Source organism: Pseudomonas sp. 910_21, assembly GCF_052850735.1.
The window spans coordinates 33939-55693 of sequence record NZ_VXCY01000014.1; the positions used below are offsets into that span (position 1 = coordinate 33939).

General features: G+C 66.3%; 19 protein-coding genes. 7 read left to right on the forward strand and 12 right to left on the reverse strand.

The window, feature by feature from the left end:
- The first annotated feature begins 205 nt into the window (after positions 1 to 205).
- Positions 206 to 523 carry a hypothetical protein gene (locus FW796_RS31050; protein ID WP_346636177.1) on the forward strand — a complete coding sequence of 106 codons (318 nt, stop codon included), beginning with the start codon at positions 206 to 208 and terminating at the stop codon, positions 521 to 523.
- 49 nt (positions 524 to 572) lie between these two features.
- On the opposite strand, the gene FW796_RS31055 is transcribed toward FW796_RS31050, so the two are convergent.
- A complete protein-coding gene (locus tag FW796_RS31055; RefSeq protein ID WP_446440642.1) occupies positions 573 to 1898 on the reverse strand; it encodes an aminotransferase-like domain-containing protein in 1326 nt (441 codons plus the stop codon).
- Between the two features lie 87 nt (positions 1899 to 1985).
- Between FW796_RS31055 and FW796_RS31060 the strand changes: the two genes are divergently transcribed.
- Entirely contained in the window at positions 1986 to 2618 is a 633-nt protein-coding gene (locus FW796_RS31060) for a LysE family translocator (RefSeq protein ID WP_346636175.1), read from the forward strand.
- Between the two features lie 25 nt (positions 2619 to 2643).
- On the forward strand, positions 2644 to 2988 hold the full coding sequence (locus FW796_RS31065; RefSeq protein ID WP_325985052.1) for an antibiotic biosynthesis monooxygenase family protein: 345 nt from the start codon (positions 2644 to 2646) through the stop codon (positions 2986 to 2988).
- A 20-nt stretch (positions 2989 to 3008) separates the two neighbouring features.
- Here the strand turns inward: FW796_RS31065 and inhA are convergent, their stop codons facing one another.
- Complete coding sequence (gene inhA / locus FW796_RS31070; protein WP_346636174.1) at positions 3009 to 3695, reverse strand: isonitrile hydratase; 687 nt, start codon at positions 3693 to 3695, stop codon at positions 3009 to 3011.
- A 92-nt stretch (positions 3696 to 3787) separates the two neighbouring features.
- Here inhA and FW796_RS31075 point away from each other — a divergent pair, with 92 nt between their 5' ends.
- Positions 3788 to 4771 (forward strand): GlxA family transcriptional regulator, encoded by a 984-nt coding sequence (locus tag FW796_RS31075; RefSeq protein ID WP_446440643.1) that lies wholly within the window; start codon positions 3788 to 3790, stop codon positions 4769 to 4771.
- A gap of 18 nt (positions 4772 to 4789) precedes the next feature.
- On the opposite strand, the gene FW796_RS31080 is transcribed toward FW796_RS31075, so the two are convergent.
- The 9 genes from FW796_RS31080 to FW796_RS31120 all read right to left on the reverse strand — a co-directional run bounded on the left by FW796_RS31080 (position 4790) and on the right by FW796_RS31120 (position 13624).
- Positions 4790 to 7228: an alpha/beta hydrolase gene (locus FW796_RS31080; RefSeq protein WP_446440644.1), complete on the reverse strand. Its 2439-nt coding sequence runs from the start codon at positions 7226 to 7228 to the stop codon at positions 4790 to 4792.
- Between the two features lie 14 nt (positions 7229 to 7242).
- Positions 7243 to 8685 (reverse strand): TIGR01777 family oxidoreductase, encoded by a 1443-nt coding sequence (locus FW796_RS31085; RefSeq protein WP_446440645.1) that lies wholly within the window; start codon positions 8683 to 8685, stop codon positions 7243 to 7245.
- 15 nt (positions 8686 to 8700) lie between these two features.
- Positions 8701 to 9174 (reverse strand): hypothetical protein, encoded by a 474-nt coding sequence (locus tag FW796_RS31090; protein WP_346636170.1) that lies wholly within the window; start codon positions 9172 to 9174, stop codon positions 8701 to 8703.
- Between the two features lie 76 nt (positions 9175 to 9250).
- Positions 9251 to 10156 carry an alpha/beta fold hydrolase gene (locus tag FW796_RS31095; protein WP_346636169.1) on the reverse strand — a complete coding sequence of 302 codons (906 nt, stop codon included), beginning with the start codon at positions 10154 to 10156 and terminating at the stop codon, positions 9251 to 9253.
- 58 nt (positions 10157 to 10214) lie between these two features.
- Complete coding sequence (locus FW796_RS31100) at positions 10215 to 10667, reverse strand: hypothetical protein (RefSeq protein ID WP_346636168.1); 453 nt, start codon at positions 10665 to 10667, stop codon at positions 10215 to 10217.
- A gap of 209 nt (positions 10668 to 10876) precedes the next feature.
- On the reverse strand, positions 10877 to 11338 hold the full coding sequence (locus FW796_RS31105; protein WP_346636167.1) for a cysteine hydrolase family protein: 462 nt from the start codon (positions 11336 to 11338) through the stop codon (positions 10877 to 10879).
- 57 nt (positions 11339 to 11395) lie between these two features.
- Entirely contained in the window at positions 11396 to 11764 is a 369-nt protein-coding gene (locus FW796_RS31110) for a VOC family protein (protein WP_346636166.1), read from the reverse strand.
- A gap of 65 nt (positions 11765 to 11829) precedes the next feature.
- Complete coding sequence (locus tag FW796_RS31115) at positions 11830 to 12990, reverse strand: YiiX/YebB-like N1pC/P60 family cysteine hydrolase (protein WP_346636165.1); 1161 nt, start codon at positions 12988 to 12990, stop codon at positions 11830 to 11832.
- Positions 12991 to 12997: 7 nt separating this feature from the next.
- Positions 12998 to 13624, reverse strand: a complete 627-nt coding sequence (locus FW796_RS31120; protein WP_346636164.1) for a TetR/AcrR family transcriptional regulator — start codon at positions 13622 to 13624, stop codon at positions 12998 to 13000.
- A gap of 134 nt (positions 13625 to 13758) precedes the next feature.
- Here FW796_RS31120 and FW796_RS31125 point away from each other — a divergent pair, with 134 nt between their 5' ends.
- Both FW796_RS31125 and FW796_RS31130 read left to right on the forward strand, forming a co-directional pair.
- The gene (locus tag FW796_RS31125) at positions 13759 to 14931 is read left to right on the forward strand and encodes an MFS transporter (protein ID WP_346636163.1); all 1173 of its coding nucleotides are present in this window, start codon (positions 13759 to 13761) and stop codon (positions 14929 to 14931) included.
- Positions 14932 to 15003: 72 nt separating this feature from the next.
- The gene (locus tag FW796_RS31130) at positions 15004 to 15747 is read left to right on the forward strand and encodes a thioesterase II family protein (protein ID WP_346636162.1); all 744 of its coding nucleotides are present in this window, start codon (positions 15004 to 15006) and stop codon (positions 15745 to 15747) included.
- Positions 15748 to 15783: 36 nt separating this feature from the next.
- Here the strand turns inward: FW796_RS31130 and FW796_RS31135 are convergent, their stop codons facing one another.
- Positions 15784 to 16752: a siderophore-interacting protein gene (locus tag FW796_RS31135; protein WP_446440646.1), complete on the reverse strand. Its 969-nt coding sequence runs from the start codon at positions 16750 to 16752 to the stop codon at positions 15784 to 15786.
- 212 nt (positions 16753 to 16964) lie between these two features.
- Between FW796_RS31135 and FW796_RS31140 the strand changes: the two genes are divergently transcribed.
- Positions 16965 to 21755, forward strand: a 4791-nt coding sequence (locus tag FW796_RS31140; protein ID WP_446440647.1) for an amino acid adenylation domain-containing protein, incomplete at its 3' end; no start/stop codon positions are given.

Here is a 21755-nt window from a genome sequence, read left to right on the forward strand (position 1 = left end):
CGGGCTTTGTGTTTAATCTTCTTTCCCACAACTGCAGCGCAGGAAGCGCTCAGGATCAAGGAAGATCGACCATTAGCACGGATGCTGCAGACAGGAAGTCATAATGGTCTTGGAAAAAACCCGCTTCGGCGGGTTTTTTTTCGTCCGGCATTTCGTGCCTGCTGCCTGGGTGCGGTGGCCGCTTTGATACTTCACGCAGTGGAACATGAACGTGGCAGGTTTTTTTCAGCCCGACGCTAAGCGCGGGCTTCTGTGCAAATGGCCGTGGTTGCGGCAGATCGTTGTACTGGGGGCGGCGCTGCTACCCACCTTGAGCTGGGGGGGAATGTCGTGCCAAGGGCCGGATTGCCCCGGCATGCTGACGATGCTGGCATTTTTCCTGGGAGCCTTTGTCCTGGCCAATATCCTTGGTGCGCTGTGGATGATCGGCCGGAAGATCAAGTCGGTCTGGCGGCGCTGGCGTGCTCCGAATGGCCGTGAGGCGTGCGAGCCGCCCGCCACGGATGATGCCTGCGGCCATTGACGCCGGTGAGCGGGCGCTCTTCGCCGGCAGCCGGCTCCTACAGGTGTACTTAGCGGGTGATTTCGTTGCGGACCTTTTCCAGAGCCTGCTCCAGCAGCGGCAGGCCGATGGAGCCCAGGGCCAGGCGCAACGCCTGGGGTACATGGGCGGTGGTGGCGAAGGGCTCGGCCGAGGTCACCGTTACCCCCTGATGTTTCAGGGCCGCCACCACGGCATCGGCCCTCCGTCCTTCCGGCAGTTTCAGCCAGAGAAAATACGATGAGCCATAGGCCTGGTAATCGCAGCCCTTGAGCACCCTCCGGGCCAGTTGCTGGCGGCTGCGGGCATCGTTGCGCTTCTGTTCTTCCAGGCTGTCCACCAGCCCCGATTCGATCCAGCGGCAGCCCAGGGTCACGGTCAGCGACGGGGTGCTCCAGGTGGACACGCGGATCGCCCGTTCCAGGGCCGGGATCATCTCCAGGGGCGCGACGATAAACCCCAGGCGCAAGCCCGAGGCGACGCTTTTCGACAGCCCGGAAATATACAGCGTGCGCTCCGGGGCCAGGATCTGCAGCGGCGGCGGTGCCGGTTCGGCGAGGAAGGCGTAGGCGCCGTCCTCGATCAACAGCAGGTCATGCTCGCGAGCCAGTTGCGCTAGGCGCCGGCGTTCGGCCAGGGGCATCACCGTGCCCAGTGGGTTGTGCAGGGTCGGCATGCAGTACAGCGCCCGCACCGGGCGCCGGCGGCACAGGGCCTGCAGGGCGTCGAGGTCCATCTGGCCGTTGTGCTGAGGCAACGCTTCGAGGTCCAGGCGATGGACCTGGGCCAGGGTCTTGAGGCCGGGGTAGGTCAGGGCGTCTACCGCCAGGATGTCCCCGGGCTGGAGCAGCGCCAGCAGGCTCACCGCCAGCCCCTGCTGGGCGCCGTTGACGATCAGCACCTGCTCGGCGGCGACACGGATTTCACGGTTGCGCAGGTGCCGCGCCGCGGTCTGGCGTTCATGGGGGCGGCCGCCCTGGGGCGCGGAATGCAGCAGGGCATCCAGGTCGCCGGAGGCGGCAATCGCCCGCAGCCCCTCGCGCAGGCTTTCCGCCTGGCCGGGCAGGGACGGGTAGTTGAACGCCAGGTCCACCGAGGCGGCGCTGGCCGGGTGCTGTTCCAGGCCCATGCCCCGGGGCAGGCTGGTGTCGCGGACAAAGGTGCCGCGCCCGGGCTCGCCCACCACCAGGCCGATGGCTTCCAGCTCGTGGTAGACCCGCAGCGCCGTGGCCAGGGCCACCTGCTCGCTGGCCATCAGCGCCCGCACCGTCGGTAGCTGAGTGCCTGGGCACAGCTGGCCGGCGCGGATGCGCTGGGCGAAGTGATCGACGATGGTTTTGTAGCGGGTACGGCGCATGCTCGGCCACCTTATGTATCTAGAACACTTTTTTGTTTGTATCAGGTAGGCGTCCTAATCTAGCGGCTTTTGCGCAGGAGCGCTCACATGCCGGACCTTTCCACCCTGTCGATCTTCCTCGGCGCCGTGCTGCTGTTGCTGCTGTCGCCGGGACCCAACATGGCCTTTGTCATCAGCCACGGCGTGGCCTATGGCTGGCGCGGTGGGGTGGCGTCGGGGCTGGGGATTGGCGCGGCGGATATTGGCCTGACCCTGCTCACGGCCACAGGCGTCACCGCCGTGGTGGCCAACTGGCCGCCGGCGTTCGATCTGCTCCGCTATGCCGGGGTTGCCTACTTGCTGTGGCTGGCCTGGAAAGCCCTGGCGGGTAACGGCGCCTTGAACCTCGTCGATACTGTCCGGGTGCCGCTGTCCACGGTGTTTGTCCGGGCCCTGTACAACAGCCTGCTGAACCCCAAGGCGTTGTTGTTTTTCATGGTGTTCTTGCCGCAATTCGTCAGGCCGGATCACGGCAGCATCGCCTGGCAGCTGGTTGTCCTGGGACTGTTGCTGACCCTGGTCAGCGGAATCTTTCACACCAGCCTGGGGATCTTCGGCGCGCTCCTGATACGCAGCTTTTCCGGTACGACGGCACGTTTTGCCCGGCTGCAATCCTGGCTGCTGGCGGCGGTGTTGCTGGCGCTGGCCTTGCATCTGGCACTGTTGGCCCGCCCGGTCTGACTTATCACCTCAACGGAGTTCAAGCATGTACATCGCCGCCTTTATCTATAAGCCGGGCCAGCGGGACGAGGAGTTCCATCGCCTCAGCGCGATCATCGACGACATCGCCATCAGCCTGCCGGGTTTCGTCGGCGCCCAATCCTGGACCAGCGCCGACCAGACACTGATCAATGCCAGTTACTACTGGGAGGATGAGGCTTCGATCCAGGCCTTCGCCCGTCACCCCAGGCACCTGGAAGCCAAGCGCCAGTACCGGCGCTGGTACGCCGGTTATCAGGTGGTGATTTCCAAAGTCGAACGCACTTATGGTGACGGCGCCATTGCTCAGTTGCTGAGCAATGATCGTCAGGGACAGGTACGCCGCGCCTGAGGGGCGGGGCGTTGCGGGGGTCAGCCGGCTTGCAGCCGGGCAGCCGCCCGCAGGGTGATCTCCCGGCGCTTGTGCAGGGAGTCCGCTGCCCGGCTGCGGGCTTCTTGCACCACGCTGGCCGGGGCTGTGTCCGGGCTGCCGGCTTCGAACGGCGGCGCCGGGGCGTACTCCAGTTGCAGTTGCACCCGCTGCGCGGTGGCAGCGTCGAACAGTTCGGTGGCCAGGGTCAGGGCGAAGTCGATGCCGGCGGTGATGCCGCCGCCGGTCAGTAGGTTGCCGTCACGCACCACCCGCTCGCGCACCGGGATCGCTCCCAGGGGCGCCAGCAGTTCGTGGTAGGCCCAGTGGGTGGTGGCGCGTTTGCCCTGAAGCAGTCCGGCGGCGCCGAGTACCAGGGAGCCGGTGCACACCGACGTCACATAGCGCGCCCGGGCTGCTTGCCGACGGATGAACGCCAGGGTCTGGGGATCTTCCATCAAGGGCCCGACCCCGGCGCCCCCGGGGATGCAGAGCACATCCAGGGGCGGGCAGTCGGCAAAGCCCGTGGTGGCCTGCAGCACCAGGCCGGAGCTGGCGACCACCGGTCCGGCTTCCTTCCAGATCAGGTGCAGCTGTACGTCGGGCAGCGATGCCAGCACGTCGTGGGGACCGGTCAGGTCCAGTTGTTGAACCTCGGGAAACAACAGAAAACCTATCTGCAATGCCATGGCCTGTTCCTTGTGTGGGTGGGGTGGACGGCTTGACTCTAGCGTTCTAGGATTTGGCGCATACGCCAACCTGCCCTCGATTCACGCCAATCATGCCCAGCTCCGCGAAAAACGTGTTTGTCCTGGCCTTTGCCAATGCCCAGTTGCTGGATGTCACCGGCCCGTTGCAGGTGTTCGCCTCGGCCAATGACCGGGCCCGTGGCCTGGGCTTGCCCTTGCCCTACAACCCCCGGGTCATTGCCAACCCGGGCGGGGCGACCCTGAGTTCCTCGGGGCTGGCGCTGCTGGCCGATGCCCTGCCGGCGCCGGAGGTGGCCTGCGATACCTTGATCATCGCCGGCGGTTGGGGCGTCTATGAGGCGGCCCGGGATCCGGAACTGGTCGCCTGGGTCGCCCAGCGTGCAAGCGCCTCGCGGCGGGTGGCCTCGGTCTGCACCGGGGCCTTTATGCTGGCTGCCAGCGGCTGGCTGGACGGGCGCCGGGTGGTGACCCACTGGACCCGCTGCGATCAACTGGCCGAGCAATACCCGCAGTTGCGGGTGGAGCCCAATCCGATCTTCATCAACGATGGCCCGGTGTGGACTTCGGCCGGGGTCACCGCCGGCATCGATCTGGCCCTGGCCCTGGTGGAGGCCGACCAGGGGCGCGAGGCGGCGCTGGATGTGGCCCGGCAACTGGTGGTGTTTCTCAAGCGCCCGGGAGGCCAGTCGCAGTTCAGCGTGACCCTGTCGCTGCAAAACAGCGGCGGGCGTTTCGATGGCTTGCACGCCTGGATTGCCGAGAATCTCAGCCGCGAATTGACCTTGCCGATCTTGGCCCAGCAGGCCGCCATGAGTGAGCGCAGCTTCATCCGTCACTACCGCGCCGACACCGGCCAGACTCCGGCCCGGGCCATCGAACTGATCCGGGTGGAAACCGCCCGGCGCCTGCTGGCCGACACCGGCCTGCCGATCAAGCGCATTGCCGCACAATGCGGTTTTGGCAGTGAAGAAACGCTGCGCCGCAGTGTGCTGCGGGCCCTCGGGGTGACGCCCCAGGCCTACCGCGAACGCTTTGCCGCCACCGAGCAGGCCTGAGCCCCGGGGGGGTGCGGTTCAGCCCTCGACCAGGCTCAACTGGCCGTCGGCATACAGCACTTCGCGTCCGACCCAGGCCGGGTCCACTTGCGGCAGCACCGCCGACGGCTTGCGCAGTTCTCGCAGCAGCGTGGAGCCGTGGGACAGGCGCCCCCCCATGCGCGCAATCACGGCCCGGGCCGCTTGGTAGTGGGCGTGGCGCCCGGGATCGAGGGTGTCTTCCAGGAGGATATCGACCCCCAGCACGCCCTGTACCTGTCCCGGATAGATCATGAAGCCTGCGGCCTGCTCGCTGCCTTCGCGGCCGTCCTGCCAGAAGCTGCCGCCGCGGCTGCGCGGATGCGCGTGGGGGGCAAACCAGTAGTCGCGATCGGCCTCGGGCACGGCGTGGTGCAGGCGGAAAAAGATCCGCATCAGGTTGTCCCGGTACCACTCGCGCACTTGCAGGTAATAGCCGCGCATACCCGGCAAGCCCAGGCGATGGGCCAGGGCAATGGCCGGGCTCCAGTGCGCAAATGCCTGCAACGGCAGTTCGGCGCACGGCGGGCGCGGGGTGCCGGGGTCGGTTTCCCAGGGCAGGCGGTGAGGGCTGTTGTCCAGGTTGTCGTAAGCGGTGGGCGGGCGCCCCAGCAGCGCACCGCCGCTGCTGGCCAGGGCGGTGGCGATGCACAGGTTGCCCTGCACCACGAACACGTAGAAACGGCTGAACCAGTCCGCCAGTTGCTGACCATCGGCAGCGCCCTGGTGCAACTGCGCCAACTCGTCATCGAAGCGCCGCAGGCCCTGTTCCAGGGTCAGCAGATGGCCTCGGGCGACGTGCTGCATGCGCAGGAAACGCGGCAGCGAACGCAACAGGCGCAGCGGGCGCAGGGGCAGCTCCGGGGTGGCGCCGCCCACTTCTCCGGCATAGCTGGAGGAGGGCAGGCCCCAATCGGCCAGGCGCGCCAGGAACAGGTCGTTGTTGATATAGGAGGCGCCGCCGAACACCGCGGTGAAGGGTTCGTTGTCCTGCAAGACCCGGGTGTCCCAGCGGGCCATGATCGCCGGGATGCTCGCCGCTGCCCGGCGTTGGCCGTACTCGACGAAGCGGCTGGGTTGCGGCGGCAGGATCTCGGCGATATTGGCCGCGGTCAGGTGCCGGCGCCAGCCGTAGTCGCTGATGGGGCGGTACTGCAGCAGCCACAGTTGCTGGCCGTCCCAGGCCCACTCCACATCGCCGGGCACATAGTGGAAGGTCTTCAGCACCCCTTGCAGGAAGTCCCACAAGGCGCTGGCGTCGAGTCCCTGGGTGCTGGCGAAGTGGCCACTTTCCCAAGCACTGCCCAGACGCGAGAGCACCGCCCGCTGGGGGCTGACCTGACCGTCGGCGAGGCTTTCCAGATGGCCTTCGACCCACTCCAGCTCCACCGAGAGATGACGCACGAAGGCGATCCCCGACAGGGTCGGCTGGATGAAGCGCTGCACCACCACTTCCTCGACGCCGGCGTCCCGCAGCTCACCAATGCGCGACGCCACCTGATCCCGGGGGACCCGCAAGTAAGTGGTGCTCAGCCCGGCATTGGCCGAGTCGGCTTGATCCTCGCCGTAGCTGGAGGAACGCACTGCCCACAGGGCCTGCGGCTGGCTGGCGAGCAGGGTCGGCAGGCGCGGGTCGCCGGCGCTGTCCAGGGACAGGGCGCTGGGCACCGGCTGGCCGGCCAGCTCCGCCAGACGCAGGCGACCGCCCTTGGTGTGGGCGACAAACCCCGGGTCGGCGGATTCCAGCCAGTCGACGAACGCCGTCGGCGCATCGATCCAGGGGTAATGGCCCCAGCCCGGCTTGAGGCTGATCCGCAGGTCGGCGCGAGCCAGGATCGCCGACCAGGCCGCGGCCTGGGCAATCCCCAGCAGCCGGTCCTGGTCGCCCCAGACCAACTGCACCGGGTCCTTGATCCACTCCAGCAGCGGCAGCGCGGTGTCGGCCCGCAGCTGTTCCCACAGGGGCACGAAAGCCCGGCAACGGGCGTAGCCCGAGCCCATGCGCAGATACTGCTGCGGCGTCCATGGCTGGCGCGAGAATTTGCCGGCGAACAAGGTTGGTTTATGGCTGAGCAAACCATGAATCAGCAGGCGCGCCGGCAGCGGCGACATCAGTGCCGGCAGGCGTCGTTGCCAGAGAAAGGCCCCCACCGGAGACAGCAGCACACTGCGCGAGAAATGCCCAGGGCGGCGTTGCAAGGCGTGCAGCACGATCAACGCGCTGACCCCCACCGCGACAATCGCCTGGCCCGGCTCGGTCATGCCCAGCAGGGCCTCGGCGTACTCACCGAGGTCATTGCAAGGAGGCAGCGGATTGTCGCCAAAACCCGGTAGCTCCAGAGGCTGCACCTGATAGCGCTGAAAGTGCGGCAGGGCATCGTCCCACCAATCGGCGGCGCTGCCATTGCCCGCCAGCAGGTACAACAGGGGCTTGCTCATGGGCATTCCTCAGCTCAGGTCAGGTCCCGCAGGGCGGCGTCCAGGGTCGGGTAACGGAAGCGGTAGCCGGCCTGCAGCAGGCGCGCGGGCACTACTTTCTGGCCGTCAAAGAACAACTCGGCCATTTCCCCGGCCAGGGCTCGCACCGGCGCGGCCGGCACATGCAGCCACACCGGGCGCTTGAGCACCTTGCCGACCGTGGCGGCGAAGGTGCCCTGGCTCACGGCTTCCGGCGCCACCATGTTGTAGGTGCCGGACAGAGAGGCGTCGTTGATGGCCCGGGCCATCACTTGCAAGACGTCGTCGCGGTGCACCCAGCTCATGATCTGCTGGCCATTGCCCATGCGTCCGCCAAAGCCGAAATGGAACGGCATCAGCAGGGGTTTCAGGGCGCCGCCGGGACCGAACACGATGCCTAGGCGCAGGACCACCTGGCGCACGCCGAAGCGGGTCGCCGGTTCCGCCGAGGACTCCCAGCGGGCGCACAGGTCGGCCATGAAACCTTCACCGCGCTCGGCGTTTTCATCCAGGCTCTGGCTGGCGTCGCGCACCCCGTAGAAACCGATGGCCGAAGCCTGGATCCACAGGTCCGTCTTGTGCTGGGCGTGCTGCAGCCAGTTGAGCAGGGCCTCGGTGGTGCCAACCCGGCTGGCCAACAGTTGCGCCTGGCGCTTGGCCGACCAGCGCGGTCCGGCCACCGGGGCACCGGCCAGATTGATGATCACGTCAAAGGCCTCGCCGTGGCCCAGCTTGCCCAGGGAGCGCAGGCAGCGGGCGCGGCCGTCGAACAGGTAGGCGGCGCGCAGCGGATCACGGGCCAGCACACTGACGGTGTGCCCGGCATCCAGCAGTTGGTTGACCAGGGTTTCACCGATAAAGCCGGTGCCACCGGTGACCAGCACCCGTTTGCCAGTACCGCCGGCAAAGGGGTTGGCCGCCTGACCCTGGCGTTGCAGGCGCAACGCCGCCAGGCCGTCACGAATGCCCGACGCCGTCACGCCGACGGCAAACAGGCTCAGGGCCCAGCCTTGCCAACCCAGGTCGATGGGGCTCAAGGCGCTGGGCAGGCGCGACCATTCCAGCAGCTGCAGGCCGTACAGGGCGAAGAAGGCCCCGGCATTGATCGCCAGCACGGTGTGCATGATGCGTTCGATGGCCGGCAGCTTGCGGCTGCGGTCCTCGACTACGAAGTCCCACAGGGTCAAGCCGATTTCCAGGGCGAACAGCACGGCGATCACCAGGGCCCAGATGCCCTGGAACGCCAGGTGGGCGATGCCCATGAACAACACGCCGTAGAAGCACGAGCGCAAGGCATGGATGCTCAGTTCCTTGCGGGCGCTGTGGCGTTGCGGCAGGGCCACGGTGAGTTCGTGATGGTAGATCGTGTCCAGGGCGCCGAGCACGCCTTGGGCGAGCAACAGGGCGATGGCCCACTGCAGGATTGGCAAATCAGCCACGATGGTGAAGTCCTTTTACGAGGGAAGACGAGAGGTATGGCGGTCATGGCGCTGCAGCCACAGTAACGGTGGCAGCAGCACCAGCAGGGCGAAGCTGTCGATCCACAGGTGGGCGGTCATGTTCATCTGCCACGACAGCCACATGTCCTGAGGTGCCCACAGCACAATCCCGGCCATCAGCCAGGCCCAGGCCGCCGGGGCCCGCAGGCGATTGCCCAGGTGCACAAGGCCCAGCAGGTACAACGAATAGCTTTGCAGGGTGGCGCCGAACAGACCCAGCCACCAGATCTGCTGAGCCCGGGCCGGTGCCGGTGCGGCGGCGCCCCAGAAAGCCTGTTCGATACTGGCCAGGTAGTCGTTGAACAGGCCGCTGTGGCCGGCCCAGGTCAGCAGCAGCCCGGCCAGCAGATGACCGGCGCCGACAGCGTAGAGCCAAAGCACCAGGACCCGGCGCAGGCCGGGCCGGGGAGAAGTCGTGGCGGGTAACATTCCATGTCCTGTGGGGGATCAAAGGCGCGAAGTGTACCGATTTTTCCCCGGCATGGCGTGCGGCCTGCTGCTCTTCTCAGGCGTTCTGGAGCAACTCCAGCAGCGCGTCGAGGGTGGCTTGCGGGGCTTCCTGGGGCAGGTTATGGCCGACGCCGGGCAAGATCCTGCGCTGATAGGGCCCGCTGAACAGGCCGATATCGGGGTCCGGCTCGGTGGCCGGACCGACCCCGTCATCGGCGCCACAGAGTGCAATGGTCGGCACCTGGATGGGCGGTTGTGCCTGCAACGCCTGCTCGATGCTTTCCAGGCTGGGGTCGCCGGGTACGTAGCCGAAGCGATGGCGGTAGGAATGGATCACCACTTCGACAAAGTCCGGGTTGTCGAAGGACGGCGCGCTCAGGCCATAGCACTGCGGTCCCTGGTTCCAGGTCGGCGACCACTGGCGCCACAACAGCTCGCAGAAGGCCCGACGGTTGGCCGTCAGCCCGTCCACCCCGCGCTGGGTGTTGAAGTAGTACTGGTACCACAACCGATGCTCGGTCTCCGGCGCCCTGGGTTCGCAGGCCCCGGGGATGTCCTGGATGTTGTAGCCGTCGGCGCTCATCAGGCCCTTGACCCGCTGCGGCCACAGGGCGGCGACGATGCAGGCGGCACGACCGCCCCAGTCGTAGCCGGCGAGGGTGGCCCGGGGCAACTGCAGTGCATCCATCAGTTCCAGTAGGTCCCGGGCCAGCGCCGCCTGCTGCCCGGAGCGCATGATCTGCCGACTGACGAAGCGCGTGGGGCCGTAGCCCCGCAGGTAGGGAACGATGACCCGATAGCCGCGCTCGGCCAGCGGCGGGGCGATCTCGTCGTAGGCTCGCACGTCGTAGGGAAAGCCGTGGAGCAGGATCACCGGCTCGCCGCTGGCCGGGCCGTGTTCTTCATAGGCAAGGTGCAGGCCGGGGGTAGTGACCTGATGCAGGGAGGCTGAACTGGGCATGGCGACTCCGGGGTTTGGTGACTTGGAACACCCTAGCTCAAAACGCGTTACGGGCGATCTACAGCGACTCGTACTGGCCGTCCTCGTCGACGTAGAACACTTCGCTGAGGTACCAGCGCTGGCCGCTGAAGATCAGGTGGTAGTGGTAATCGGCAGCAAAGCCCAGCTCGGGACTGACCGAGCGGGTTCTCACCAGCGCACGATCGGCTGTTCGGCTGCTGGAAAGGATCTGTTCGTACTGCGCACCGTGGCTGGCCGGAGAACTGAAGGCAATGGGCTGGCCCTGAAAGCCCGGCAGACAGAACTTGGTCAGCAACTGGGCGTACTCCTGCTGTGCCAGATCCATCGATTGCAGGGGCGCGTTGTCCGCTTGGCGGGCGCTGGCCCTGTCGCTCCACTGCTGATAGTCGGCAATGAATTGCCGTACCAGCGCTTCGGGTGAGTCACTGAACGAGGCGCTCAAGGCCGGGGTGCTGAACAGCAGGGCCAGCAAGGCGAAGAGTTTTTTCATGGGGGTGGGAGTCCCTTGCGTTGTTGTGTAGGCGAGCGGATCGAAGGCGCGGAGTTTAGCGCTGGCTGGCCCCCGGCGTATCGATGGCCTGCCACCGCCTTCACCGGCAAGCCGGCTCCTACGGGTGGCGCAGTGCCTGAGCGGTTGGCGTAGGAGCTGGCTTGCCAGCGAAAGGGCCGGTGAGATCGCCTTCGCCCACAAACCGGCCCCTACAGTTCGTCGCTGCGGATCAGGTGCTTGAAGTGATGCCGCCACAGGTCAATGCCCAGGCCGCCGCTGCGGTCCAGGGATGAGCCCACCGTCAGGTCGGTAAGCAGGGTCGGCTGCAGGCCGGCATCGAACAGGGCAAAACCCGCGGCCAAGACGCAGGTGTCGGTCTGGATGCCGCACACCAGCACCCGCTGGGGACTTAGGCTTTTCAGGTAATCGAGGAGTTCCGTCGTCGGCCCGTAGCCGTGCTTGATAAAGACCTTGTCGGCGGCCACCAGGCTCTGGTCGTCCACCGGCGGTTGCCAACCCAGTTGCCGGGCGAACGGCGTGCGGCTTTCATCATGGCGTTCCACCGTGGCCACCGAGGGCATCTGTCCCAGCAGTGGGTTGATGCCCTCCACCAGCCATTGCGGAGGGTTGAAACAGGGTTGCACATCAATGATCAGCAGCACCTGATGCATGCCGTTTCTCCTTGGGGCTCGGGTGAAAAGCTCGTCAGTGTGCCGCCAGTTAACGCGTCAGGCGAGCGTCGCCGGCTGGCGCAGGCCGATGCAGTTGCCCCAGGGGTCTTGCACCTGGCAGATCCATTCGCCGCCTTCGATGGCCAGGGGGCCGCGATACAGGTGCCCGCCCAGGGCCACCAGACGCTGCACTTCGGCGGACAGGTCGCTGACCTGCCAATACACCACTGTGCCCGCCGGGCCCTGGCTCACCTTGGCGTCGCTGGGGACGATTTCCAGGGACAGGCCATCGAGCTGCAAATGGCCAAAGTCATCCGGTTCATGCACGACCCGGCGAGCCCGGGGAAAGGCCTCGGCGTACCAGGTGGTCGCGGCGCGCCAGTCGGCGGCGTGGATCATTACGGCGATGATCGGAGAGTCGGGCATGGGATCCATTCCATCAGATAAAGGTGTTTGGGCGTTCAGCGGATGCGCTCGATCCACCGGCCATGTCAGTGGCTGGGCGCCTCGCTGCTGGCCAGATGCTGACGAATCAGCTCGGCGCCGGAACTGGCCGACTGCAACAGGGCCCGCTCCGTTTCCAGTGCCAGGACAAAGAAGTCCTCGACCTTGCGGACGATGGCAAATGAGCGATGGCCGGCCAGCTTCAGGTCCAGTTGCCGGGACTCCTCAATCTGCTGCTGACGGACCCGAATGCTGGCGCGGTGTGCGTGGACGGCGTGTTGCAGAAAGTCCAGCTGGGCCAGCAGTTGTTCTCGGGTGGTACGCGGATCGTCGATAAACAGCCGCATCAACTGCGGCTGTTGGAACGAGCCCTGATGCTCGCTGCAAAAGCGCAGGTGAAAGTGTTCCAGGCGGTCGCCAACGGCTTCGCTGAAGGCCTGGGCCAGTTCGTCGAGTTGCTGGGGGGCGAACAGCATGTCACCCATTTTCAGGGCCACGCAGATATCCGTCAGTGAGCGCAGTTTCAGCGGCTTGATAAAGGGGCAGGCCTGTTGGGTGAGCGTGGCGATGTGCATGTTCAGTTGGTGAAAGAAGTCGCTCAGGTCCTGTTCCTGGTGCTGTTCGATAAAACTCACTGACAGCAGGTCGGCGACTTGGCTGTGGATGATCACCGAGTCGGTGACATCGACCAGCAGATCGCTGCGTTCGAGGTCTCCCGGGGTCATCAAGTGCGCGGGTTGCCCGCTCAGGGGGACCCCGCACTGGGCAAAAGCGGAGGCGATCAACTGCGAGCAGAAGAGCCGGTCTTCATCGGCGGTTGGGGCGCGAGCAGTGGCGATCTGGGTCAGTAGCGCGCCTTTGAGCGAGTACCGTTTGTGAACATGGGACTTGGCGACGCTGGCCAGTTGAGCCTTGTCCAGGATGATCTGTTCCTTGAGTCTGAGCACCTTGATGCTGGCCCGGGTGAGAGCGGCGCGTCCCAGCATCGAACTCAGCTTGACCCCGGTCTTGATGGCTTCGATCAGCACGCCACCGTCGTGAACGAACAGCGCCGCGTGGCTGAATCCGGAGCCGGTGGCGGAACGGATCAGGCTGCTTTGCAGTGCATCGTTGCGGCTGAGCAGAATATCGCCCACCTGCAGTTTCGAGACATCGAGGAGAAAACAGCAGGAGGCTGGTTGGGCAGGGCGTCGGGTCAAGCTGTCCATGGTTCTATCACTCTGAGGCAGGCGTGGTGTCAGCGCTCGGCGAGCGATTGTCGCGGCGCAAGCCCCGCAGGATCAGTTGCAGGCCCACCCGACTCTCTTCGAGTTTCTGTGCCGGTTGCGGCGCATTGGCAATCCACAAGGCGGCCTCCACCAGGCTGCCGTTGATCAACCGTGCCAGGGCCTGGGGCGACGCCGGTTCGATCACCTGCTCCTGGATCAGCCGGCCCAGCAGCGTGCCAAGGGTGTCGATGCACTGATCCTCGCCGGCCTGGGTGACATCCCCCAGTACCGCCCGTGCGTCCTGCAGGACAATACGCTGGATTTCCGGCTCCAGCGCCATCTCCAGATAGGCCTGGCAACGCTGGCAGAAAGCCTCCCAGGGATCGGCAACCTCGCTGGAGATGGCCTCCAGGCGTTGATCCATTTCCCCGTCGATCTGCTCCACTACCGCCGCCAGCAATCCCTGCTTGTCGCCGAAGTGGTGATACAGCGCGCCCCGGGTCAGCCCGGCTTCGGCGGTCAGGTCGTCCATGGACGTCTTGGCATAGCCCAGGCGGGCAAAGGCCTGGCGCGCGCTGGCAATCAGCCTGGCGCGGGTGGCTTCGATCATTTCGGCACGTGGACGGCTGCTCATGGGGCGGTTCTCCGGCTCGGAACGGGTTGACATACGCGGCGTATGTTCTCATGATTTTTAACATACGAGGCGTATGTGTTTCTACTGTCGGGCCACTTTATGGCAAGTTGCACCCCCCCAAGGAGTCGTTGTAAATGGCAAACCCCTATCGCGAACTGTTCAATGCCCCCGGCAGCCGGGCGTTCGTCCTGGCCGGGATGATCGCGCGCATGCCGATCTCCATGACCGGCATCGGCCTGATCACCATGCTCGCGCAGCTCCACGGCGGTTATGCCCTGGCCGGTTCGGTGGCAGCCACCTTCGCCTTGGCCACGGCCTTTTGCGCGCCCCAGGTGTCACGCTGGGTCGATCGCTTCGGCCAGGGCCGGGTGCTGCCCCTGGCCGCGGGCCTTGGAGGCGGCGCCTTGCTGGCGCTGCTGCTGTGCACGCGCTTGCAGGCCCCGCACTGGACCCTGTTCATCTGCGCCGCCCTGGCCGGTTGCATGCCCAGCATGTCGGCCATGGTCCGCGCCCGTTGGACCGAGCTGTACCGTGGCCAGCCGCAGTTGCAGACCGCCTACGCCCTGGAGTCGGTGCTCGATGAAGTCTGCTTCATCATCGGTCCCCCGGTGTCGGTGGGCCTGTGCGTGGGGCTGTTCCCCGAGGCCGGGCCCCTGGCCGCGCTGTTGATGCTGGCCCTGGGGGTCAGTGTGTTCGTCATGCAGAAAAGCACCGAGCCGCCGGTGCATCCCCACGAAGAGGGGCACGCCGGCTCGATCATTCGCTCCGCTGAAATCCGCCTGTTGATCCTGTTGATGGTGGCCATGGGCACCATAGTCGGCGTGGTGGATGTGGTCAGCGTGGCCTTCGCCCAGCAACAGGGGCAGCCGGCGGCGGCGAGCGTCGTGCTCTCGGTGTACGCCATCGGCTCGTGCCTGGCGGGCATCGCCTTCGGCGCGCTGAAACTGGCCACGCCCTTGCCCCGGCTGTTCATGTACGGCGGTATCGCCACGGCCCTGGCCACCTTGCCGTTGCTCTGGGCGAGCAACATCTTTGGCCTGTCCCTGGCGGTGTTCGTCGCCGGGCTGTTTTTCTCCCCGACCCTGATTGTCGCCATGGCCCTGGTGGAACGCATCGTGCCCCCGGCCAAACTCACCGAGGGCCTGACCTGGCTGGTCACCGGTCTGAGCATTGGCGTGGCCCTGGGGGCTGCGGGTTCCGGGGGGCTGGTGGACCATTTCGGCGCCCGCAGCGGCTTCTGGCTGGCCCTGGCCGGCGGCGCGGTGGTCCTGGGGGCGGCGTTGCAGAGTTATCGCCGCCTGCGCTGAAGCGACCGTCGGACTAATTTGTCCGCCCCGTGCCGCGTTGTTCTTAACAGATCATCTGTTGAGGGATAAACCGTGACCCAGTTGAACCTGCTGTGCCTGCCGTATTCCGGAGCCAGCGCCATGGTCTACAGCCGCTGGCGGCGCAAGCTGCCCCAGTGGCTGCACCTTGCGCCCGTGGAACTGCCCGGGCGCGGCGCCCGTTACAACGAGCCCCTGCACACCGACATGCGTGTGCTGGCGATGCAGCTTGCCCGGGAAGTCCAGAGCACGTTGCGCGCACCCTATGCCCTGTTCGGTCATAGCCTGGGGGCGTTGCTAGCCTGCGAATTGGCCCACGCCCTGCGTGCCCTGGGATGTCCGGAACCGGTGGCACTGTTCGCTTCCGGGACGGCCGCACCGACCTTGCGCAGCGAGTACGACCGGGGTTTTGCCGAGGCCAAGACTGACCAGCAACTGATCGAGCAGTTGCGCACCCTCAATGGCACCAGCGAAGAGGTGCTGGCCAACCAGGAACTGATGAGCCTGACCTTGCCGATCCTGCGGGCCGATTTCCTGCTGTGCGGCCGTTTTCGCCCGTTGCAGCGCCCGTTGCTCAATTGCCCGGTGCATGTCCTGGGGGGCAAGACCGATCGCGCCACCACCGAGCAACTGATCGGCTGGAGCAAGGAAACCTGTGGCAGCTTCTCCGTGGACATGCTGGCGGGCGGGCACTTCTTCATCCACGAGCAGGAAGCCAAGGTCCTGAGCCTGATCAAGGGGCACCTTGAGGTGCATCGTCGGCGTCATCTGCAGCCTGAAGTCGCCGCGGCCCTGTAGCCGCCGGGCTGACTGCGCCGGCGGTTGCAGGTGCAGTCAGCCCAGGGACGTCCCCAGGCGCCAGTAACCCATCAGGGTCAGGTTGCGGCGTTCCTGGCCGCGCTCGTTGATCAGGTGGCGGCGGATGCTCATCACCGTCGCCGACTCGCCGGCCACCCAGGCATAGAAACTGTTGTCCGCCGGCGCCGCAGTGTCCCACAGCCGTTGTGCTTCATTGCGCTCGCTGACCTTGATCGGCCGTCGGCCACTATTGGCCGGCGGCAGCTCGGCCAGCTCCCGGGCGGCATGCATCAGGGTTTCACCGTGTTGGGCATTGAGCACGTCCCGCGGCAGCCAGTTGACCCGGGTCTGCGGGTTGCAGCGCAGGTCGATGCAGTCGCTTTCGTAGGGCACCTCGATGAATACCTGCACATCCGGGTAGTCCGGATAATCCTGCAACTCCTCCAGAATCCCAGCGATGGCGGGCAGGGCGGTTTCATCGCCCATCAACAGCACCTTGCGAATCCCCGCCGGCGGCAGCCACTCATAACCGCCGGGGTCACCGCTGTAGGCCTTGTTCGGCACCACCATCTGCAGGCGGTCGCCGGGCTGGGCGTGGGTGGCCCAGGTGGAGGCCGGCCCATTGACCCCGTGCAGCACGAAGTCCACATCCAGCTCCGCCGGCTGCATGCGCAGGGCGCGAATGGTGTAGGTGCGCATCGGTGGTTGCTGCTCGGCCGGCAACTGGCGCCGGGCGGCCTGCCAGTCACCTTGCACCGGCAACTGCGCAACGCTGCCATCGGCCCCGGGAAACAGCAGCTTGATGCGCTGGTCCGGGGCCAGGGTGCGGGCCTGGGCAACGTCCTCGCCGCCGAACACCAGGCGCACCAGGGAGGGGCTGAGGTCGATGCGTTGCTTGAGTTCGACGTTGATCACCCGGTAGCCCTTCGGCCTGGACCGATCGACGCCGGTCAGTTTGCGCAAGCCTTGGGTGAGGAGGCCGGTCAGCGATTGAGCGGAGGACATGGGCAGGTACCTGCTGCAAGGGGAGGATAAGGAAGGAACGAAGGATGGCCGAGGTGATTTACTGCCGGCGCCGTCTGTCGGGTCGCCTTGAGGGGCCCGGAAGTTGCTGGGTCGAGCCGTGTGTCGGGTTAATTTTCCCCGGCCTTCATCCGTTCCGTAGGGATGACCGAGCCAATGCTCGATACCCAACAAGTAAGTACGGATGACTCCCGATGAATGCAGAAGACTCCTTGAAGCTCGCCCGCAGATTCATTGAACTGCCGCTGGAAAAGCGCCGGCTGTTCTTGAAGGCTCTGGACAAGGAAGGCGTCGACTTCTCTCTGCTGCCGATTCCTGCGGGGGTTGCGGTGCCTGATCGCCAGGCCCTGTCCTACGCGCAGCAGCGCATGTGGTTTCTCTGGCAACTGGACCCGCAGAGCGCGGCCTACAACCTGCCCAACGCGGTCCGCCTGAGCGGGTCTCTGGACCGGACAGTGCTGGCGCAGGCCTTCGATTGGCTGCTGGAGCGGCATGAGAGTCTGCGCACGGTCTTTGCCCTGGAGGACGATGAGCCTCGGCAGGTGATTCAGGAGGCGCGGGTCGACATCGATTATCGGGATCTCTGCGACCTCGGCCCGGCGCAGCGCGAAGCCCGGGTGCAGCAGTTGGCCGACGCCGAAGCGCGCCGGCCCTTCGATCTGCAACAGGGGCCTTTGCTACGGGTTTGCGTACTGGGCCTGGGCGAGCAGGAGCACGTGATGCTGTTGACCCTGCACCATATCGTCGCGGACGGCTGGTCGATGGGGGTCTTGATCGAGGAGTTCCTGCACGCCTACGACAGCCTGCTTCAGGGTGAGGCGCCAAGTGTTCCGGCGTTGCCGATCCAGTACCGCGACTACGCCCTGTGGCAGCGCAGCTGGCTGGAGGCGGGGGAGCAGGAGCGTCAATTGGACTACTGGCGGGCCAAGCTGGGTGACGAGCATCCGCCGCTGAAACTCCCCACCGACCATCCGCGGCCGACCCATTCCAGCCGCCAGGGGCGCCGCCTGGATTTCGCACTGGAGCAGCCTCTGGCCCAGCAACTGGGCGCCCTGGCGCGCCAGCAGGGGGTGACCCTGTTTGCCGTGCTGTTGGCTGGCTTCAAGCTGCTGCTGTCGCGCTACAGCGGCCAGCAGGACATCCGGGTCGGTGTGCCCATCGCCAACCGCACGCGCCAGGAAGCCGAGGGGTTGATCGGTTTCTTCGTCAACACTCAGGTATTGCGCACCGAGCTGAGCCCGCAATTAACGGTGCAGCAACTGCTGGCCGATATCCGTGAGACCACCCTGGGCGCCCAGGCCCATCAGGACCTGCCCTTCGAGCGCCTGGTGGAAGCTCTGCACCTGGAACGCAGCCTGAGCCACAGCCCGCTGTTCCAGGTGCTGTACAACCACCAGCCCCAGGTCACCGAACTGACCACCCTGCGCAGCCGCTCCGGGCTGGAAGTGCAGGCCTTGCCGCGCAACGAGCGTACGGTGCAGTTCGACTTGACCCTGGACACCTTCGAGCGCGGCGGTCAGTTGCAGGCCGCCTTCACTTATGACTGCCAACTGTTCGAGCCGCAGACCATCGAGCGCATGGCCGGCCACTGGCAGAACCTGCTGTGGGCGATGGTGCGCGAGCCGCAGTCGGCGCTTGCCGAACTGCCGCTGCTCAGTGCCCAGCAGCACCGGGGCATCCTGGCCCAGGGGGTTGGCGCAGAAGAGGTGTTCAGCGCCGAATCGGTGCTCGAACTCTTTGCCCGCCAGGTCGCCGCGCAGCCCGAAGCACCGGCCCTGGTATTCGCCGGGCAGTGCCTGAGCTACCGCGAGCTGGACCTGCGTGCCAGCCGTCTGGCCGCAGCGCTGGTGGCGCGTGGCGTGGGGCCGGAAGTGCCGGTGGGTATCGCTGTGGAGCGTTCCCTGGAGATGGTGCTGGGCCTGTTGGCGGTGCTCAAGGCCGGCGGTGCCTATGTGCCCCTGGACCCGCAATACCCCGAACAGCGCTTGAGCTACATGCTTGAAGACAGCGGCGTACGCCTGTTGCTGAGCGAGACGGCGGTGCAGCCGCGGCTGCCGGTGGCGGCCCGGGTCGAGGTGCTGTTGCTGGATCAGGCACAGGCCTGGGCGCCGGACAGTGACCCGCTGGCAGCCTTGCCCGGGATGGCTGCCGGGAACCTGGCCTATTCGATCTACACCTCCGGCTCCACCGGTGCCGCCAAAGGCGTGAGCATCACCCACGGAGCCCTGGCCAACTATGTGCAGGCGATCATCCAGCGCCTGCCGCTGGGGGCTGCGCGCACTATGGCCGTGGTCTCGACCATCGCCGCGGATCTTGGCCACACCACGCTGTTCGGCGCCCTGTGCTCCGGCAGTTGCCTGCACGTGATCGACCTGGATACCGGGTTGGACGCCGACGCCTTCGGCGCCTACCTGCACACCCACCAGATTGATGTATTGAAGATCGTCCCGTCGCATTTGCAGGCGCTGATGAGCGGCGAAGAGCCGGCCCGTTCCCTGCCGCGCCAGTGCCTGGTGCTGGGCGGCGAGGCCTGTCCGGCGGCGCTGGTCCGCAGGATCGCGACCCTGGCGCCAGAGTGCGCGGTGTTCAACCACTACGGCCCCACGGAAACCACGGTCGGCGCCCTGACCATGGCTGCCGCTGCGCTGGCGGACGAGCTGGCGGTGGTGCCCCTGGGCCAGCCTCTGGCCAACGTCCGCGCGCGGGTCCTGGATGCATCGCTGCAGCCGGTGGCGCCCGGCACCCCGGCCGAGCTGTACCTGGGTGGCGCCGGCCTGGCGCGGGGTTACCACCAGCGCGCGGCCTTGACCGCCGAGCGCTTCGTGCCGGACCCCTTCAGCGGCGATGGGCAGCGTCTGTACCGCACCGGTGACCTGGCGCGCTATCTGGAGGGTGGGGTTATCGACTACCTGGGACGCATCGACCATCAGGTGAAGATCCGCGGCTACCGTATCGAACTGGGGGAAATCACCGCGGCCCTCAAGCAGTTGTCCCAGGTCGAAGACGCCGTGGCGCAGGTGGTCAGTGTGGCGGGCGAGTCGCAAGTGGTGGCCTATGTGGTACTGGCCAAGGCTCAAGAGCCGGAGGCGGCGTGGCAGGAGATTCGCCGGCAACTGGCGGTGGCCTTGCCCGACTACATGTTGCCGATGCATTTCCTGGCGTTGGACGGCATGCCTTTGACCCCCAACGGCAAGCTCGACCTGCGGGCCTTGCCGCCGTTGCAGCAGCAGGCGCCGGTGGAGGCCTTTGTGGCCCCGGTCAGCGAGCTGCAGCAGGGCATCGCGGCGATCTGGCAGGCGGTGCTCAAGGTCGAGCGGGTGGGCCTGGGTGACAACTTCTTCGCCCTGGGCGGTCATTCATTGCTGGCGACCCAGATCATGTCCCGGGTGCGACGCCTGCTGGCGGCGGACGTGCCGCTGCGGGTGCTGTTCGAAACCTCGCGCTTGGACGAGTTCGTCGAACAGGTACAGGCCTGCGCGGGCGCCGCGGCACTGCCGCAGATCGAGGCGCTGGAGCGTGATGGGCCCTTGCCGGCTTCCCATGCCCAGCAGCGGCAGTGGCTGTTCTGGCAGATGCACCCGCAGAGCACCGCCTACCACACGCCGATCGTGGTCCGGTTGCAGGGGGGGCTGGACCAGGCTGCCTTGCAGCAGACCTTCGACGCCCTGGCGCAGCGCCATGAAGCGTTCCGCACCACTTTCACCCAGCATCAGGACCGTCTGTGCCAGGTGGTGCATGCGCAAGGTGAGATCAGTGTGGCCTGGGAGCGGCTGGCGCCGGGCCTGCCCCGCGCGGCCGTCCAGGCCCGCGCCCTTGAGGAGACCCAGCAACTGTTCGACTTGGAGCACGGCCCCCTGTGCCGGGCCCGGGTGCTGCAGATCGCCGAGCAGGATTGCCTGTTGGTGGTGACCTTGCACCACATCATTTCCGATGGCGCTTCCATGAGTGTGCTGGCCCGGGAATTCGTCGCGCTGTACCGCGGCTTGATCCAGGGACAGGCGCCGCAGTTCGAGCCGTTGAGCGTGCAGTACGCCGACTACGCCAACTGGCATCGCAACTGGCTGGAGCAGGGCGAGCAACAGCGCCAGCTGGAGTACTGGCGCCAGCAACTGGGGCTGGAGCATCCGGTGCTGGAGCTGCCTCTGGATCATCCACGCCAGACCCTGGTCACCCACCGCCAGGAGCGCCTGGGCCTGCGCCTGCCGACGGACCTGGAACAGGGGTTGCGCCGGGTGGCGCGGGAACATGACATGACCCTGTTCCAGCTGTTCCTGGGATCGTTCGCGTTGTTGTTGCACCGTTACTCCGACCAGCCGGATATCCGCATCGGGGTGCCGGTGAGCAATCGTCGCCACCAGGAAATGGAAGGGGTGATGGGCTTCTTCGTCAACACCCTGGTGATGCGCATTGAGCTGGCGCCGAACCTGCCGGTGGGGCAGTTGCTGCGGCAGGTCAAGGCCACGGCCCTGGCCGCCCAGGCGCATCAGGACCTGCCGTTCGATCGTCTGGTGGATGCTCTCAAGCCTCAGCGTGCGTTGGACCAGAACCCGTTGTTCCAGGTGATGTACAACCACCTGAGCATTGCTGGGGAGAGCACCGACGGCGCCAGCCTGCCGGGCCTGCTGGCCGAGGAAATGGTCCTGCAGGGCGGGACCGCGCAATTTGACCTGACCCTGGAAACCCTGGAGACCGACGCCGGGATCAACGCTTCGTTCATCTATGCCGGCGAGTTGTTCGAGGTGGCCACCGTCGAACAGTTGGCCGACCACTGGCGCAACCTGCTGCAAGGCCTGCTTGAACCGCAGCGGGCCCTGGGCGAGCTGCCGATGCTGGGTCAGGACGAGCAGCGCCGCATTCGCCAGGATTGGGACCACACCGATGTGGTCTACCCGACCCACCGTTTTGTCCATCAGCTGTTTGCCGATCAGGCGGCCAAGGCCCCGGACGCGCCGGCGGTGTTCTTCGCCGAGCAGCGCCTGAGCTAT

What these genes read in the sequence shown, in the direction of transcription:
- inhA (WP_346636174.1), bottom strand. Translation starts at nt 3,695, where the DNA reads ATGGCATTGCAGATAGGTTTTCTGTTGTTTCCCGAGGTTCAACAACTG.
- FW796_RS31060 (WP_346636175.1), top strand. Translation starts at nt 1,986, where the DNA reads ATGCCGGACCTTTCCACCCTGTCGATCTTCCTCGGCGCCGTGCTGCTG.
- FW796_RS31050 (WP_346636177.1), top strand. Translation starts at nt 206, where the DNA reads ATGAACGTGGCAGGTTTTTTTCAGCCCGACGCTAAGCGCGGGCTTCTG.
- FW796_RS31075 (WP_446440643.1), top strand. Translation starts at nt 3,788, where the DNA reads ATGCCCAGCTCCGCGAAAAACGTGTTTGTCCTGGCCTTTGCCAATGCC.
- FW796_RS31105 (WP_346636167.1), bottom strand. Translation starts at nt 11,338, where the DNA reads ATGCATCAGGTGCTGCTGATCATTGATGTGCAACCCTGTTTCAACCCT.
- FW796_RS31055 (WP_446440642.1), bottom strand. Translation starts at nt 1,898, where the DNA reads ATGCGCCGTACCCGCTACAAAACCATCGTCGATCACTTCGCCCAGCGC.
- FW796_RS31120 (WP_346636164.1), bottom strand. Translation starts at nt 13,624, where the DNA reads ATGAGCAGCCGTCCACGTGCCGAAATGATCGAAGCCACCCGCGCCAGG.
- FW796_RS31100 (WP_346636168.1), bottom strand. Translation starts at nt 10,667, where the DNA reads ATGAAAAAACTCTTCGCCTTGCTGGCCCTGCTGTTCAGCACCCCGGCC.
- FW796_RS31135 (WP_446440646.1), bottom strand. Translation starts at nt 16,752, where the DNA reads ATGTCCTCCGCTCAATCGCTGACCGGCCTCCTCACCCAAGGCTTGCGC.
- FW796_RS31090 (WP_346636170.1), bottom strand. Translation starts at nt 9,174, where the DNA reads ATGTTACCCGCCACGACTTCTCCCCGGCCCGGCCTGCGCCGGGTCCTG.
- FW796_RS31110 (WP_346636166.1), bottom strand. Translation starts at nt 11,764, where the DNA reads ATGCCCGACTCTCCGATCATCGCCGTAATGATCCACGCCGCCGACTGG.
- FW796_RS31065 (WP_325985052.1), top strand. Translation starts at nt 2,644, where the DNA reads ATGTACATCGCCGCCTTTATCTATAAGCCGGGCCAGCGGGACGAGGAG.
- FW796_RS31080 (WP_446440644.1), bottom strand. Translation starts at nt 7,228, where the DNA reads ATGAGCAAGCCCCTGTTGTACCTGCTGGCGGGCAATGGCAGCGCCGCC.
- FW796_RS31115 (WP_346636165.1), bottom strand. Translation starts at nt 12,990, where the DNA reads ATGGACAGCTTGACCCGACGCCCTGCCCAACCAGCCTCCTGCTGTTTT.
- FW796_RS31095 (WP_346636169.1), bottom strand. Translation starts at nt 10,156, where the DNA reads ATGCCCAGTTCAGCCTCCCTGCATCAGGTCACTACCCCCGGCCTGCAC.
- FW796_RS31125 (WP_346636163.1), top strand. Translation starts at nt 13,759, where the DNA reads ATGGCAAACCCCTATCGCGAACTGTTCAATGCCCCCGGCAGCCGGGCG.